Below are 13876 nucleotides of genomic sequence, written 5' to 3'. Positions count from 1 at the left end.
ATGACTTCGATTTCGGCAAGTGCTGTTCGGCGGATAACTAACGTGCATTTGTTTCCATGTATTGCAACAAAGCCATTCGAACTTCGAATCCTAGAGCAAAACAACTTCGATAAACCGTGGATAACGGATTTGTAATGTTCACGTCACCTTGTCGATAAGTTCAAAACCCTACCGTGGCGCAATCAACGATTCTTGATTAAAGGAAGCCTTCCATTGCCCGGTTTAATAGAACTGACGGCGCGATCACGCCTGAAAAAAACCGCCAGCGGCCTCTTGTTGTTGGCCTGTACAAGCCTTGCCAGTGCTTCGACCCTGACCCTGGATCAGGCCCTGCAAACCGCCTTCGCCGGCAACCCGGATCTGGCCGCTGCACAGTGGGAAATCGGCATTGCCGAAGGTGACCGCAAGCAGGCCGGGCTGATTCCCAACCCCGAGGTTTCGTGGGAGGCCGAAGACACCCGGCGCCAGTCGCGCACCACCACGGTGATGCTCAGCCAGCCGATCGAGCTGGGCGGCAAGCGTGGCGCGCGGATTGATGTGGCGAGCCGTGCGCAGGATGCCGCCGGCATCGAACTGGAGCGCAAGCGCAACGCGTTACGCGCCGATGTCATTCAAGCGTTCAACGGCGCGCAAACTGCGCAGCAACGTTTGCAACTGGCCCAGCAGTCGCTGCAACTCGCCGAGCACGGTTTGCGTGTGGCGCAGGGGAGGATCGAGGCGGGCAAGTCGTCGCCGGTGGAAGGCACTCGCGCCCAGGTGCAGCTCTCGGAAGTGCGCCTGGAGCTGAGCCGCGCGGAGCGCGATCAGGCCAATGCGTACCAGCAATTGGCACAGGTCATGGGCGCACCGTTGCCGACGTCGACCACGGTGCAGACCGCGACTCAAAGCCTGCCCAGCGTACCGCCGCCTACCCGTTTGCTTGAGCGTCTGAATGAAACGGCGGAGCTGCGCCTGGCCAGGTTGCAGATCGACCAGCGCGAAGCGTCGCTGGGGCTGGAAAAATCCCAGCGGATACCCGATCTCACCGTCAGCATCGGCAGCCAATACAGCGAAACCGAGCGCGAGCGGGTCAACGTAGTCGGGCTGTCGATGCCAATCCCGCTGTTCAACCGCAATCAGGGCAACGTGCTCGCGGCGGCGCGGCGTACCGATCAGGCGCGGGACCTGCGCAACGCCACCGAGCTTCGCTTGCGCACCGAGATCCAGACCACGCTTGCGCAATGGCAGACCGCCAATGGCGAAATCAAGGCGTTCAACCAGACCATCCTGCCCGCCGCGCAAAGTGCGGTGGACAGCGCCACTCGCGGTTTCGAAATGGGCAAGTTCGGCTTCCTCGACGTGCTCGACGCCCAGCGCACGCTGATCAGCGCTCGCACCCAATACATCCAGGCGGTGAGCGAGGCGACCGACGCCCGGGTCCGCATCGAACGCATTTTCGGCGACCTCAGCGTCAGCCCTTGAATTTCAATTTTCTGATCACTGCGCGATGGCACGGCGCAGAGGAGTTTCCATGGATAAAAAACTGATCGTGGTCGCTGCGGCGACCTTGGCGTTGGGCATTGGTATCGGCTCGATGTGGGCGGGCAACTCAGGCATCGACGCGCATGCCGATGAGGCCTCCGAGCATGCGGATCACGCCGAAGAAGGCGCTGCCGCTGAAGGCGAACATGGCGAAGAAGGGCACATCGAATTGACGGCCGAACAGATCACGGCGGCGGGGATTCAACTGGCCGAAGCGCGAGCGCAGCGCATCAGTCTCGGCCTGCCGTTCCCCGGTGAAGTGCGCTTCGACGAGGACCGCACCGCGCATGTGGTGCCGCGCGTACCGGGGGTGGTCGAGTCGGTGTCGGTCAATCTCGGGCAGTCGGTGAAGAAAGGCCAATTGCTGGCTGTGATCGCCAGTCAGCAGATTTCCGATCAGCGCAGCGAGCAGGCGGCCGCGCAACGCCGTTTGGCCTTGGCGCGCACGACTTTCGAACGCGAGAAGAAACTGTGGCAGGACAAGATCTCCGCCGAGCAGGATTTCCTCCAGGCACGTCAGGCTCTGGAAGAAGCCGAAATCGCCCTGAACAACGCCCGGCAAAAGATCAGCGTGCTAAGCGGCAGTGTGGTTGCCACTGGCGGTAATCGCTATGAACTGCGGGCACCGTTCGACGGTGTGGTGGTGGAAAAACACCTGACGCCGGGGGAGGTGGTCGATGAAACTACGGCGGCGTTCACGCTCTCGGATTTGTCGCGGGTGTGGGTCACCTTCGGCGTTTCACCGAAGGACTTGAACAAGGTGCAAGTGGGCAAACCCGTCACGGTCAGCGCGGCGGAATTGAACGCTGAAGTGACCGGCACCGTGGCCTACGTCGGCAGCCTGCTCGGCGAACAGACCCGTACCGCGACCGTGCGCGTCACCCTGGAAAACCCGCAAGGCTCATGGCGCCCGGGCCTGTTTGTCACCGCGCTGGTCGCCACCGACAGCCGCCAGGCCAAAGTCGCTGTACCGGAAACCGCGATCCAGACCGTCGAGGACAAACCCACGGTATTCGTGCGCACCGACGACGGCTTCAAGGCGCAAGCGGTGGAGCTGGGCAGTCGCGCAGCAGGGCAGGTGGAAGTCACCGCCGGGCTGGAACCGGGCGTGCAAGTCGCCAGCGCCGGCAGCTTCGTCCTCAAATCGGAGCTGGGCAAAGCCTCGGCCGAGCACAGTCACTAATTGCGGAAGACTCCCATGTTCGAACGCCTGATCCAGTTTGCCATCGAGCAGCGCATCATCGTGCTGCTCGCCGTTCTGCTCATGGCCGGCCTCGGCATCGCCAGTTACCAAAAGCTGCCGATCGACGCCGTGCCCGATATCACCAACGTCCAGGTGCAGATCAACACCGGCGCGGCCGGGTTCTCGCCGCTGGAAACCGAACAGCGCATTACGTTCCCGATTGAAACCGCGATGGCCGGCCTGCCGGCGCTGGAACAGACCCGTTCGCTGTCGCGTTCGGGGTTGTCCCAGGTCACGGTGATCTTCAAGGACGGCACTGATCTGTTCTTTGCCCGGCAGTTGGTCAACGAGCGGTTGCAGTCCGCCAAGGAGCAATTACCCGAGGGCGTGGAGGCGGTGATGGGGCCGATCTCCACCGGGCTTGGCGAGATCTTTCTGTGGACGGTCGAGACGAAGGAAGGCGCGCTGAAGGACGACGGTACGTCCTACACGCCGACCGATCTGCGGGTGATTCAGGACTGGATCATCAAGCCGCAATTGCGCAACGTCCCCGGCGTGGCCGAGATCAACACCATCGGCGGCTTTGCCAAGGAGTACCAGATTGCCCCCGATCCGAAAAAACTCGCGGCCTACAAACTGACCCTCACCGATCTGGTCACTGCGCTGGAGCGCAACAACGCCAACGTCGGCGCCGGGTACATCGAGCGCAGCGGCGAGCAATTGCTGATTCGCGCACCGGGACAAGTGTCGAGCACCGAGGACATCGCCAACATCGTCATGGCCAATGTCGACGGCACGCCGATCCGGATCAAGAACGTCGCCACCGTGGACATCGGCCGCGAACTGCGTAGCGGCGCCGCCACGGAAAATGGCCGCGAAGTGGTGCTGGGTACGGTGTTCATGCTGATCGGCGAAAACAGTCGCACGGTCTCCCAGGCAGTCGCCGCCAAGCTCGATCAGATCAACAAATCCTTGCCCGACGGCGTGATTGCGGTGCCGGTGTATGACCGCACGCATCTGGTCGACAAGGCCATCGCCACGGTGAAGAAAAACCTCGTCGAAGGCGCGATTCTGGTCATCGCGATTCTGTTTCTGTTCCTCGGCAACATCCGCGCTGCGCTGATCACGGCAATGGTGATTCCGCTGTCGATGCTGTTCACCTTCACCGGCATGTTCAGCAACAAGGTCAGCGCCAACCTGATGAGCCTCGGCGCGCTCGACTTCGGCATCATCGTCGATGGTGCGGTGGTGATCGTCGAAAATACGCTGCGACGACTGGCCCATGCGCAGCAGCATCACGGGCGTCTGCTGACGCGATCCGAGCGTTTCCATGAAGTGTTTGCGGCGGCGAAAGAGGCGCGGCGACCGCTGATTTTCGGCCAGTTGATCATCATGGTCGTGTACCTGCCGATCTTCGCCCTGAGCGGCGTCGAAGGGAAAATGTTCCACCCGATGGCGTTTACCGTGGTGATTGCGTTGCTCGGTGCGATGCTCTTGTCCGTGACCTTTGTGCCAGCGGCGATTGCGCTGTTCGTGACCGGCAAGGTCAAGGAAGAAGAGGGCGTGGTGATGCGCGGTGCGCGTCGCGTCTATGCACCGGCGCTGGCCTGGGTCATGTCCCATCGGGCGATGGCGGTCGGTGCGGCGTTGGGAGTGATCGTGCTCAGTGGCGTGGTCACCAGCCGCATGGGCAGCGAGTTTGTGCCGAGTCTCAGTGAAGGCGATTTTGCCTTGCAGGCGTTGCGCGTGCCGGGCACCAGCCTGACGCAATCGGTGGATATGCAGCAGCGACTGGAAACGTTGATCCTCAATAAAGTGCCCGAGGTTGAACGCGTGTTCGCCCGCACCGGCACTGCCGAAATCGCCTCTGACCCGATGCCGCCGAACATTTCCGACAGCTACGTGATGCTCAAACCGAAAGAACAGTGGCCGGACCCGGGCAAGTCCCGGGAAACCCTGATGGCCGAACTGCAACAGGCCGCCGCAACGCTGCCGGGCAGCAACTATGAACTGTCGCAGCCGATCCAGTTGCGCTTTAACGAACTGATCTCCGGCGTGCGCAGCGACGTGGCGGTCAAGGTGTTCGGCGATGACATGGACGTGCTCAATGCCACGGCGGCGAAGATTGCCGCCGCGATGCAGAAGGTCAATGGCGCATCCGAGGTCAAGGTCGAGCAAACCACCGGTCTGCCGGTGCTGACCATCAACATCGATCGCGATAAGGCTGCGCGTTACGGGCTCAACGTCGGCGATGTGCAGGACACCATTGCCGTGGCCGTCGGCGGGCAGAAGGCCGGGACAATGTATGAAGGTGATCGTCGATTCGACATGGTGGTGCGCTTGTCCGACGCCATGCGCAAGGACGTCGACGGGTTGTCGGCGCTGCTGATTCCGGTGCCGGCGGCTGGCGGTGAGGCGGCCAGTCAGATCGGTTTCATTGCGCTGAAAGATGTTGCCAGTCTCGATCTGGTGCTGGGGCCGAATCAGGTCAGTCGCGAGAACGGCAAGCGCCTGGTGATCGTCAGCGCCAACGTGCGCGGGCGTGACATCGGCTCTTTCGTCGCTGAGGCGGGCGAAGTGATCGAGCGCGATGTGCAGGTGCCGGCGGGTTACTGGACCACCTGGGGCGGTCAGTTCGAGCAACTGCAATCGGCGGCCAAACGCTTGCAGATCGTGGTGCCGGTGGCGTTGCTGCTGGTGTTCGGGTTGCTGTTCATGATGTTCAACAACCTCAAGGACGGCTTGCTGGTGTTTACCGGGATTCCGTTTGCGCTGACTGGCGGGGTCATGGCGTTGTGGTTGCGGGACATCCCGTTGTCGATCTCGGCGGGTGTTGGTTTTATCGCGTTGTCCGGTGTGGCGGTACTCAACGGGCTGGTGATGATCGCCTTTATCCGTAACTTGCGGGAGGAGGGGCGTTCGCTTTCCGAAGCGATTCACGAAGGCGCATTGACGCGATTGCGCCCGGTATTGATGACGGCGTTGGTCGCGTCCCTGGGCTTCATTCCGATGGCCCTGGCGACCGGCACCGGGGCCGAGGTTCAGCGACCGCTGGCGACGGTGGTGATTGGCGGGATTCTGTCCTCGACCATCCTCACGTTGTTGATCTTGCCGGCGCTGTATCAGATTGCCCATCGTCGGGACGAGGAATCACCGGCTGCTGCTTAGTCGCTTCATGGTTCAAAAACAGGCCCGCGATTGCGGGCCTTTCTACATAACGGATATGTAATTTCGGCGCCACCGTCACGAAAGGTTCGGATTGTTACCTTGATCCCGTCAGTTACTTAAACGAGGAATCAAACATGAAATCTGTACAGATCGGTGCTTTTTTGGTGGCGTTGGTGATGTCTTCCCTGGCCATGGCCGAAGGTGGCGGTGACCGCACCTTCGACCGAATGATGACTGCCAACGACCGCTCCGTGGAGCTGTTTGTGGCCAAGGAGAAGGCTCGGGATCCTGTCGTCGTGAATGATAAAAAGGACGAAAAGACCCAAGACCTGTAAGCGTGTCACCAATGAATGAGCCCGTCATCGCGCATCGATGGTGGGCTTTTTTATGAGTCGTTTTTTGAAGGAAATGGATATGAACTTTCTCAAGTTGATGGCGTTCACCGGTGTCATGGCAATGTCTTTGAATGCGTTGGCCGAAGGGGGCGGAGACCGGACGTTTGACCGGGCGCTCAGCGCCAATGCCCAAGCCATGGAGCAGTACGCGGCCGCCCAGGGCAAAGCGGCGCCGGTGGTCAAGGAATACGAGTACGGTATGAAGCTGGATGTGAAGAAAGTGGTCAGCGTTGTCCGGCCGAAGAATGAATGCGCGGTTGTGCCGGCAGCGATGACTTATGAGGACTCCAAAGGGCAACTCAATACGCTCACCTATAGCGTGATGGGCACCTGCCGTCAGCAGGGTGGATAGCGCCGATAGCGGCTCAAACGCCCGGTTCATGTTCAGTGAGTCGGGCTTTTTTTCAGGCATAAAAAAGGCGCCCCGAAGGACGCCAAAGGATTCACCTCTTACCAAAGGAGCAAGGAGCTTCTAAAGGTGAATGTGTATTGCTCGTGAAAACTCAGAGAATCGCCAGCGGGTATTCGACAATCACGCGTACTTCATCCAGATCGGACTCGAATGCCGTGGCACGGGTGGTGGCCTGGCGCAAACGCAGCGACAGGTCTTTCATCGAACCGCTCTGCACCACGTATTTGACTTCGATGTCACGCTCCCAGCGCTTCTGGTCGGTCAGCGGATTGCCGTCGGCATCGCGGCGCATGTACACGGCGTTGGCGTTGGAGTAGTCGGCGTCGGTGCCGCGGGCATAACGGGTCATGAACGACAGGCCCGGCAAGCCGTAAGTGGTCATGTCGAGGTCGTAGCGCACCATCCACGAACGCTCTTTCGGCGAGTTGAAGTCGCTGTACTGGATGGAGTTGTCGAGGAAGATCGAGTCGGACTGACGCAGGTAATCGAAGTCGTCGTTGCCGTTGTTGCGCTGGTGGGAGAGGGCGACAGAGTGGGCGCCAAGCTTCACACCGACACGGCCGCTCCAGATGTTGTTGTCGAACTTGCCGAGCAATTGTTTGCCTTCGTCGACTGCCTTGTAATAGTTCAGACCGCCGAACAGCGACAGGTCATCCGACAGCGGATACGTCCAGGCGGTGCCAGCGTAGTACTGGTTCCAGGCATCTTTCAGGCGGCTGGAGTACAGGCTGAAACTGAGGTTTTTGTTCAGCGCATAATCACCGCCGCCGTAAGCGATCCAGGGCGAGTTGACCGGTCCGGCATAGAAGGTTGCGAAGTTTTCGCGCATGTCGCTGGACACCGGTTGGCTCATCGCATGCAGCCGGCCGCCCTGGATCGACAGGCCTTCGATGCTGGTGTTGGTCGCCGTCACGCCGCGAAAGCTTTCCGGCAGCAGTCGCGAATCACCTGCTGCAACCACTGGGTTGGCCGGGAACACATCGCCGATTTTCACCACCGTATCGAAGGCCCGTACTTTGGCGGCGCCCCCGACCTTGGTGTATTCGTCCCGTGCTTTGCCTTCGCTGTCGACCGGCAACACATCGAACGAACTGCGGCCACCGTTGCGACCGTCACCGGTATCGAGTTTCAGACCGATCATGGCAAACGCATCGACACCAACCCCAACAGTGCCCTGGGTGAAACCGGATTCGAACTTGCTGATGACCGCATGGGCCCAGGCCTCGGAATAACCATTGCCGGTAGGGCTGGACTGGCCGTTGCGGTGATCACGATTGAAATAGAAGTTGCGGTTGAGCACCGTCAGGCTGCTGCCTTCGATAAACCCTTCGGGTTTTTCTTCTGCAAACACCATGGACGGCCCGGAGCCGACAACCACTGCTAAAGCGGCCATCGACATTTTTTTGTTGTTAACCATCAATCACTCCTTGGGTTCGGCAGAACGGGAACGTGTGTCGGCGTGAGTTTTATTGTTCGACGGGCAAGGGCCCGTCGGGAGAGTCGCCGGGTGACATCGTTGCAGGCTGCGGATAACGCGGAGGTGATTGGGGGATTACAATTTCGTTAGATCCCGGAAGTCAGGTCAGAGCCGCAAGGTGGTCGATCGTTTGTGGAAAACGCTCGACCAGTCGAATGAGTGTCGTCGCTTGGGCATTTGGCGTTGCTCGACCTTGTTCCCAGTTTTCGAGGGTTCGAGGGTTGGTTCGCAGGTACATGGCGAAAACTGACCGGGAGAGGTTGAGTTGCTGGCGGATCGCAACAACTTCCTCGGCAGTGATCGGCAATAGTTTTGGTAACTGGACTTTGTGGGTGCGAAGGGTGACCTTGCCCTGGCGCTCGTCGGCCAAAGCCTCAAGGCCCTCCATCAGTTCGGAAAAAATGTCACGTTTCATATTTGGGTTCTCGTGTTGATTTCTGTATCCAGAGCCTGTTTGAAGACTCTTTTCTGGGAAGGCAACAGATCGTCTTGCTCGTTTTTGCTGTACACGGTGAACAGCCAGAATTGGTCGAAACCAGACCACCAGTAATGAATCACTCGTAATCCGCTGCGCTTGCCTTTACCGCGTCGTTGGTCGCAGAAGCGAATTTTACGCAGCCCACCCGTTCCTTCGATGAGATCGCCAGCTTCGGGATTTTTCAGCAGCTCCAATTGAAAGCTGCGGAACAAATCATCATCCAGGTAATCGTCCCGGTGCTTCTGGAACGCGGGTAATTCGATAAAAAGAGCATCCATGTTCTGTACGTTACCTACGTATAGTTTTGTCCCGATGATCGAATTGGTCAAGGCCTCCAGGCCATCCTTTTCGCCCCCTTTTCAACGGTAGTCACCGATCGTAAAAACGCCTGTAGGACGAATCGACCAGTGTGGTGGGAGCATTCGACTGAATAGGGAGGAACCTTGCAATTGACGTGACCGAACAATCCGCAGCACTATCCAGCCATGAATGCCCAACATCGAATGACCATGATGTGCTCCTCTATGACCGCTTCCGGCGGGCCATAAGGTCATGCATGTCTGGTCAATGACGTGTTACCCAAAGCCCCGCCAGAAATGGACGGGGCTTTTTCATTGCCCGTCCGCACATGGCTCAAGGAGAGAGAAATGTTCGAAATCAAAAGAGCCACCCCGGACGATGCCGGGATAGCGTTCGAGATTCGGCGACTGGCGATCTGGCATCAATGCATCGGTGCCTACAGCGAGCAGCAGATGCTCGACTGGACAAAAGGCTCGGCGGCAGACGGTTACGACACGCTCATGCAAAAGCAATTCTATCTGGGTTACGTTGAGGGTGAGCCTGTGGCAACCGGCATGCTCGATCTGGAGCATCGCGAAATCGGCGCCATCTTCATCCATCCGGATTTCATGCAGCGCGGTCTGGGCAAGCGAGTGCTGCACTTTCTTGAAGCGCTGGCACGGAGTCTGGGGCTGGCAGAGGTTTGTCTGGATGCGACCTTGAATGCCGCTGATTTCTACAGGCGCTGCGGTTACGTCGGGGAGGGGAGTGCGGTTTATCAATCGCCTTCAGGTCTTCAACTGGCCTGTGTGCCGATGCTGAAAAAACTGTGATGGCATAAACGCAAAAACGGCACCCGAAGGTGCCGTTTTTTATTGCGCTAGCAAAGCTTCAACGCGATTGTCGCGAGGGCTAGATCAAAATGGCCAATGAAGTGTATTTGGCAACGATGGGATCTGCAGTGAGAAGCTTCATGGGCTCAGTCATGGCGGTTGCCACAATAAGGCGGTCGAACGGGTCTCGGTGGTGAGATTCCAGATCCTTCACCGCAATCGCGTGTTCTGATGAAACAGGCAACTCAATGAACCCACTTTCGACGCAATATCGCCGAATCTCTTCCAGATCAACGCTCAGTTTTCCCACGCCGACCTTGATTGCCATTTCCCAGAACGTCGCGGCACTGACATAGATTTCAGCAGCATTATTGATGAGCTGTCTGGCTTTACCGGATAGCTTCTGATCATCGGCGAGTACCCAGAGCAAAATATGGGTATCGAGTAACACCCTCATGCTTTCTGCCCTTCAAAGGCATCCAGCAGATCGTCCGGTAGGGCGGCATCGAAGTCGTCGGTAACGACAAGTTTGCCCTTCATCGCGCCAATTCGCTGTCCGCGTGGCCGTTCCACTGGAACCAGACGAGCAAGTGGTCGGCCATGCTTGGCGATAGTGATGACTTGCCCGGCGGCTGCGTCATCAACCAGTTTGGATAAATTGTTTTTTGCTTCGGCCAGCGGAACAATGATCATGATTCGTCCCTCGTATTCTGGACAAATATAGCCAGAATTTGGTGGGGCTGCAAAGTTGAACGAAGCTTCGGTGCAGATGAATGACGCAAGGGGAGGTTTTTCGTTGTATCGCTCAGGCGGGACTTTGTTCTGGCATCCACCCGCAAAAGCGCCATAACCATCGACCAACTCGTAAAAGGTCTCGCGTTTCATTATCTGTTTTGCCTCGATTGATATTTCCGCAGGCGCTCAGGATAGAGACACACCCCCAGTTCTGGCTGTAGGACGGACCTGACAGTCTTGCGCGAGTTTTCGGGAAATTCAGCAAGAGAACAAATCAGCGGTAACAAATCCCACAAAAACAAAAACGGCACCCGAAGGTGCCGTTTCTGTTTGTAGCCCATTCCAGCAGAGCAATCAGCCCGCCAGACCCGCCTGCTGAACCAGGGTCAGCAACGGTTGTGGGTAGACGCCGAGGAAGAACGCAACCAGGGCGATTGCCAGCAGCATCACGCCGCCTGCTTTCTGTTCCCAGTGCAGTTGGGCGTCGTGGCGGCGCAGGTTCGGTTCGATCAGGTACAGGGTGACCATCACGCGCAGGTAGTAGAACACGCCGATGGCGCTGCCCAGAACCAGCGAACCGACCAGCCACCATTGGTGCGACTCGACACCGGTAGCGATGATGTAGAACTTGCCGATGAAGCCTGCGGTCAGCGGGATACCGGCCAGGGACAGCATCATCACGGTCAGTACGGCGGTCAGGTACGGACGGCGCCAGAACAGGCCGCGGTACTCGTACAGCGCGTCTGCGTCACGGCCGTTGTACGGCGAGGACATCAGGGTGATCACGCCGAACGCGCCGAGGCTGGTGATCACGTAGGTGACCAGGTACACGCCGATGGCTTCCACCGCCAGACCCTTGCTCGCCACCAGTGCGATCAGCAAGTAGCCGAAGTGCGCGATGGACGAGTAACCGAGCAGACGCTTGAGGTTGCTCTGGGTCAGGGCCAGCAGGTTACCGAACAGGATCGAGGCGATGGCGATGATGGTCAGTACGTTGCTCAGTACGCCACTGCTGGCGGCAGGGGAGATCTGGAACAGACGAACCATTACCGCGAACACAGCCACTTTCGACGCGGTGGCGAGGAACGCGGCCACCGGTGCCGGAGCACCTTCGTACACGTCCGGCGTCCACAGGTGGAACGGTACCAGCGACAGTTTGAACGCCAGGCCGATCAGCATCATGCCCAGGCCCAATTGCGCCAGCGAGCTCGGCAGGTTGGTGGTGGCCAGTGCCTGACCGATACCGACGAAGCTCAGGGAACCCGAGTCTGCGTACAGCAGCGCCATACCGAACAGCAGGAACGCGGAACCGGCGGCCGACAGCACCATGTACTTGATACCGGCTTCCAGCGAACGCTTGTTGAAGAAGGCGTAGGCCACCAGACCGTAGACCGGCACCGACAGCAGTTCCAGACCGATGAACAAGCCGGCCAGGTGCTGCGCGCTGACCAGAACCAGACCACCGGCGGCGGCCATCAGGATCAGCAGGTACAGTTCTTCACGGTTGCCCGGGTAACCCGAACCGCCATCGCCGAGGTAGGCGTGGGCGAGAGTTACGCAGGCGAGGGTGGCGACCAGGATCAGCGCCATGTACAGGCAGGCAAAGGTGTCGATCTGCAGCAATGGGGTCACGGCCAGAGGCGCGACTTTCAGTGCCGGCAGGATCGACAGCAAGGCCAGGTTCAGACCTGCCACCGAAATCAGGAAGGTCTGCGAGTGGTTGCGGCGCCAGGCGATTGCCAGCATCACCACGATAATGGTGAGGCTGGTGATCAACAGTGGCGCAAGCGCAATAAAGTGTTGAATCGTGAATTCCATAGCGCTCTTACCGGGCCGAAGCGAGTTGAGTGAAGGCGGTGCCGAGCCACTGCTGCACGCCATGCATCGTGGCGGCAGAGGTGTCGAGGAACGGTTGCGGGTAGACGCCGAGGTAAATCAGCAGTGCCGCAAGGCCCAGCACCATGATCAGTTCGCGACCGTCCATGCCGTGCAGGATCGAATCCGATTTGGACGGACCGAAGTAGGCACGGTGGATCATGATCAGCGAGTAGACCGAACCGAACACCAGACCGGACGTGGCAATCGCGGTGATCCATGGAGCACTGGCGAAGGTACCGATCAGGATCAGGAACTCGCCGACGAAGTTACCGGTGCCCGGCAGACCCAGGGAGGCGGCTGCGAAGAACAGGCTGATCGCCGGCAGGTAAGCGATACGCGACCACAGACCGCCCATCTCACGCATGTCACGCGTGTGCAGACGCTCGTACAGCTGACCGCTGAGGATAAACAGTGCCGCGGCCGACAGACCGTGCGCCAGCATCTGGATCACGGCGCCTTGCAGCGCCAGTTGGCTGCCGGAGTAGATGCCGATCAGTACGAAGCCCATGTGGGAAACGGACGAGAAGGCGATCAGACGCTTGATATCGGTTTGGGCGAACGCCAGGAACGCACCGTAGAAGATCCCGACCAGGCCCAGGGCCATGGCGAACGGTGCGAACTCGGCCGAGGCGTTCGGGAACAGCGGCAGGGCGAAACGCAGCAGACCGTAGGCCGCGGTTTTCAGCAAGATACCAGCGAGGTCGACGGAACCGGCGGTCGGTGCCTGGGCGTGAGCGTCAGGCAGCCAGGAGTGGAACGGAACCACTGGCAGTTTGACCGCGAAGGCGATGAAGAAGCCGAGCATCAGGATGTACTCGGTGGTCATCGACATCTTGGTCTTCAACAGATCGGCGTAGTTGAAGGTGATCACGCCGGTGCTGTTGTAGTTGACCAGTACCAGACCCAGGATCGCCACCAGCATGATCAGGCCGGAAGCCTGAGTGAAGATGAAGAACTTGGTCGCGGCGTAGATCCGGGTTTTCTTGCCGTCCGAAGAACTGTGACCCCAGAGCGCGATGAGGAAGTACATCGGCACCAGCATCATTTCCCAGAAGAAGAAGAACATGAACAGGTCGAGGGCGAGGAACACGCCGACAACGCCGCCCAGGATCCACATCAGGTTCAGGTGGAAGAAGCCAACGTGACGCTGGATCTCTTTCCACGAGCAGAGTACCGACAGGATACCCAGCAGACCGGTCAGCAGGATCATCAACAGCGACAGGCCGTCGAGGGCCAGGTGCACGTTGATGCCGAAGCGCTGGATCCAGACGTGCTTGAACTCAAGCGCCCAGGTCGGATCGGCGCCAGGCGCCGGAGCAAATGAATAGTCACCGTGGGCCCACAGCCAGAGGCCGAGGGCGAGTTCCAGGGTCATGGTCAACAGCGCAATCCAGCGGGGGAGGGTAGCGCCGAAGCGCTCACCCATCCAGCACAGCAGGCCGCCGATGAAGGGGATCAGGATTAGCCAAGGCAGAATCATGACGGGCTCGTTTCCTTTCGCAAATTCGCAAGGTTCA

General features: G+C 59.2%; 13 protein-coding genes. 6 read left to right on the top strand and 7 right to left on the bottom strand.

Features of this window, described 5'->3' with window-relative positions; all coding sequences use genetic code 11:
- Positions 1–213 precede the first annotated feature (213 nt).
- From AC1RME_RS09940 to AC1RME_RS09920, 5 genes are all read left to right on the top strand, one after another.
- Positions 214–1461: a TolC family protein gene (locus tag AC1RME_RS09940; RefSeq protein WP_096822274.1), complete on the top strand. Its 1248-nt coding sequence runs from the start codon at positions 214–216 to the stop codon at positions 1459–1461.
- Positions 1462–1510: 49 nt separating this feature from the next.
- Entirely contained in the window at positions 1511–2704 is a 1194-nt protein-coding gene (locus tag AC1RME_RS09935) for an efflux RND transporter periplasmic adaptor subunit (protein ID WP_493072093.1), read from the top strand.
- Positions 2705–2719: 15 nt separating this feature from the next.
- Entirely contained in the window at positions 2720–5872 is a 3153-nt protein-coding gene (locus AC1RME_RS09930; RefSeq protein WP_493091051.1) for an efflux RND transporter permease subunit, read from the top strand.
- A gap of 134 nt (positions 5873–6006) precedes the next feature.
- On the top strand, positions 6007–6207 hold the full coding sequence (locus AC1RME_RS09925; RefSeq protein WP_096822271.1) for a co-regulatory protein PtrA N-terminal domain-containing protein: 201 nt from the start codon (positions 6007–6009) through the stop codon (positions 6205–6207).
- 79 nt (positions 6208–6286) lie between these two features.
- On the top strand, positions 6287–6619 hold the full coding sequence (locus tag AC1RME_RS09920; protein ID WP_192560980.1) for a DUF2790 domain-containing protein: 333 nt from the start codon (positions 6287–6289) through the stop codon (positions 6617–6619).
- Between the two features lie 151 nt (positions 6620–6770).
- Here AC1RME_RS09920 and AC1RME_RS09915 read toward each other — a convergent pair whose 3' ends face one another.
- The 3 genes from AC1RME_RS09915 to AC1RME_RS09905 all read right to left on the bottom strand — a co-directional run bounded on the left by AC1RME_RS09915 (position 6771) and on the right by AC1RME_RS09905 (position 8912).
- Entirely contained in the window at positions 6771–8096 is a 1326-nt protein-coding gene (locus tag AC1RME_RS09915) for an OprD family porin (protein WP_493072097.1), read from the bottom strand.
- Between the two features lie 160 nt (positions 8097–8256).
- Positions 8257–8571 carry a helix-turn-helix domain-containing protein gene (locus AC1RME_RS09910; RefSeq protein ID WP_493072100.1) on the bottom strand — a complete coding sequence of 105 codons (315 nt, stop codon included), beginning with the start codon at positions 8569–8571 and terminating at the stop codon, positions 8257–8259.
- On the bottom strand, positions 8568–8912 hold the full coding sequence (locus tag AC1RME_RS09905) for a toxin (RefSeq protein WP_493072469.1): 345 nt from the start codon (positions 8910–8912) through the stop codon (positions 8568–8570). The genes AC1RME_RS09910 and AC1RME_RS09905 overlap by 4 nt, the downstream gene beginning before the upstream one ends.
- A 369-nt stretch (positions 8913–9281) precedes the next feature.
- Here AC1RME_RS09905 and AC1RME_RS09900 point away from each other — a divergent pair, with 369 nt between their 5' ends.
- Positions 9282–9746 (top strand): GNAT family N-acetyltransferase, encoded by a 465-nt coding sequence (locus tag AC1RME_RS09900; protein ID WP_493072102.1) that lies wholly within the window; start codon positions 9282–9284, stop codon positions 9744–9746.
- A gap of 79 nt (positions 9747–9825) precedes the next feature.
- On the opposite strand, the gene AC1RME_RS09895 is transcribed toward AC1RME_RS09900, so the two are convergent.
- The 4 genes from AC1RME_RS09895 to nuoM all read right to left on the bottom strand — a co-directional run bounded on the left by AC1RME_RS09895 (position 9826) and on the right by nuoM (position 13839).
- Positions 9826–10203 carry a type II toxin-antitoxin system VapC family toxin gene (locus tag AC1RME_RS09895; RefSeq protein WP_096822268.1) on the bottom strand — a complete coding sequence of 126 codons (378 nt, stop codon included), beginning with the start codon at positions 10201–10203 and terminating at the stop codon, positions 9826–9828.
- A complete protein-coding gene (locus tag AC1RME_RS09890; protein WP_255261964.1) occupies positions 10200–10631 on the bottom strand; it encodes a type II toxin-antitoxin system Phd/YefM family antitoxin in 432 nt (143 codons plus the stop codon). Before AC1RME_RS09890 ends, AC1RME_RS09895 begins: the two co-directional genes overlap by 4 nt.
- Positions 10632–10835: 204 nt before the next feature.
- Entirely contained in the window at positions 10836–12299 is a 1464-nt protein-coding gene (gene nuoN, locus AC1RME_RS09885) for an NADH-quinone oxidoreductase subunit NuoN (protein WP_102622478.1), read from the bottom strand.
- Positions 12300–12306: 7 nt separating this feature from the next.
- Entirely contained in the window at positions 12307–13839 is a 1533-nt protein-coding gene (nuoM, locus tag AC1RME_RS09880) for an NADH-quinone oxidoreductase subunit M (protein ID WP_096822265.1), read from the bottom strand.
- Positions 13840–13876 lie beyond the last annotated feature (37 nt).

Source organism: Pseudomonas sp. GW822-FHT03F08 (assembly GCF_058801265.1).
Note: the sequence above shows the minus strand (reverse complement) of the source record. Positions and strands in the feature narration are given on the sequence as shown.

Bases quoted from the DNA above. Each gene is read 5' to 3' on its own strand.
- AC1RME_RS09935 (WP_493072093.1), top strand. From the start codon at position 1,511: ATGGATAAAAAACTGATCGTGGTCGCTGCGGCGACCTTGGCGTTGGGC.
- AC1RME_RS09930 (WP_493091051.1), top strand. From the start codon at position 2,720: ATGTTCGAACGCCTGATCCAGTTTGCCATCGAGCAGCGCATCATCGTG.
- AC1RME_RS09925 (WP_096822271.1), top strand. From the start codon at position 6,007: ATGAAATCTGTACAGATCGGTGCTTTTTTGGTGGCGTTGGTGATGTCT.
- AC1RME_RS09920 (WP_192560980.1), top strand. From the start codon at position 6,287: ATGAACTTTCTCAAGTTGATGGCGTTCACCGGTGTCATGGCAATGTCT.
- AC1RME_RS09915 (WP_493072097.1), bottom strand. From the start codon at position 8,096: ATGGTTAACAACAAAAAAATGTCGATGGCCGCTTTAGCAGTGGTTGTC.
- AC1RME_RS09910 (WP_493072100.1), bottom strand. From the start codon at position 8,571: ATGAAACGTGACATTTTTTCCGAACTGATGGAGGGCCTTGAGGCTTTG.
- AC1RME_RS09905 (WP_493072469.1), bottom strand. From the start codon at position 8,912: ATGGATGCTCTTTTTATCGAATTACCCGCGTTCCAGAAGCACCGGGAC.
- AC1RME_RS09900 (WP_493072102.1), top strand. From the start codon at position 9,282: ATGTTCGAAATCAAAAGAGCCACCCCGGACGATGCCGGGATAGCGTTC.
- AC1RME_RS09895 (WP_096822268.1), bottom strand. From the start codon at position 10,203: ATGAGGGTGTTACTCGATACCCATATTTTGCTCTGGGTACTCGCCGAT.
- AC1RME_RS09890 (WP_255261964.1), bottom strand. From the start codon at position 10,631: ATGAAACGCGAGACCTTTTACGAGTTGGTCGATGGTTATGGCGCTTTT.
- nuoN (WP_102622478.1), bottom strand. From the start codon at position 12,299: ATGGAATTCACGATTCAACACTTTATTGCGCTTGCGCCACTGTTGATC.
- nuoM (WP_096822265.1), bottom strand. From the start codon at position 13,839: ATGATTCTGCCTTGGCTAATCCTGATCCCCTTCATCGGCGGCCTGCTG.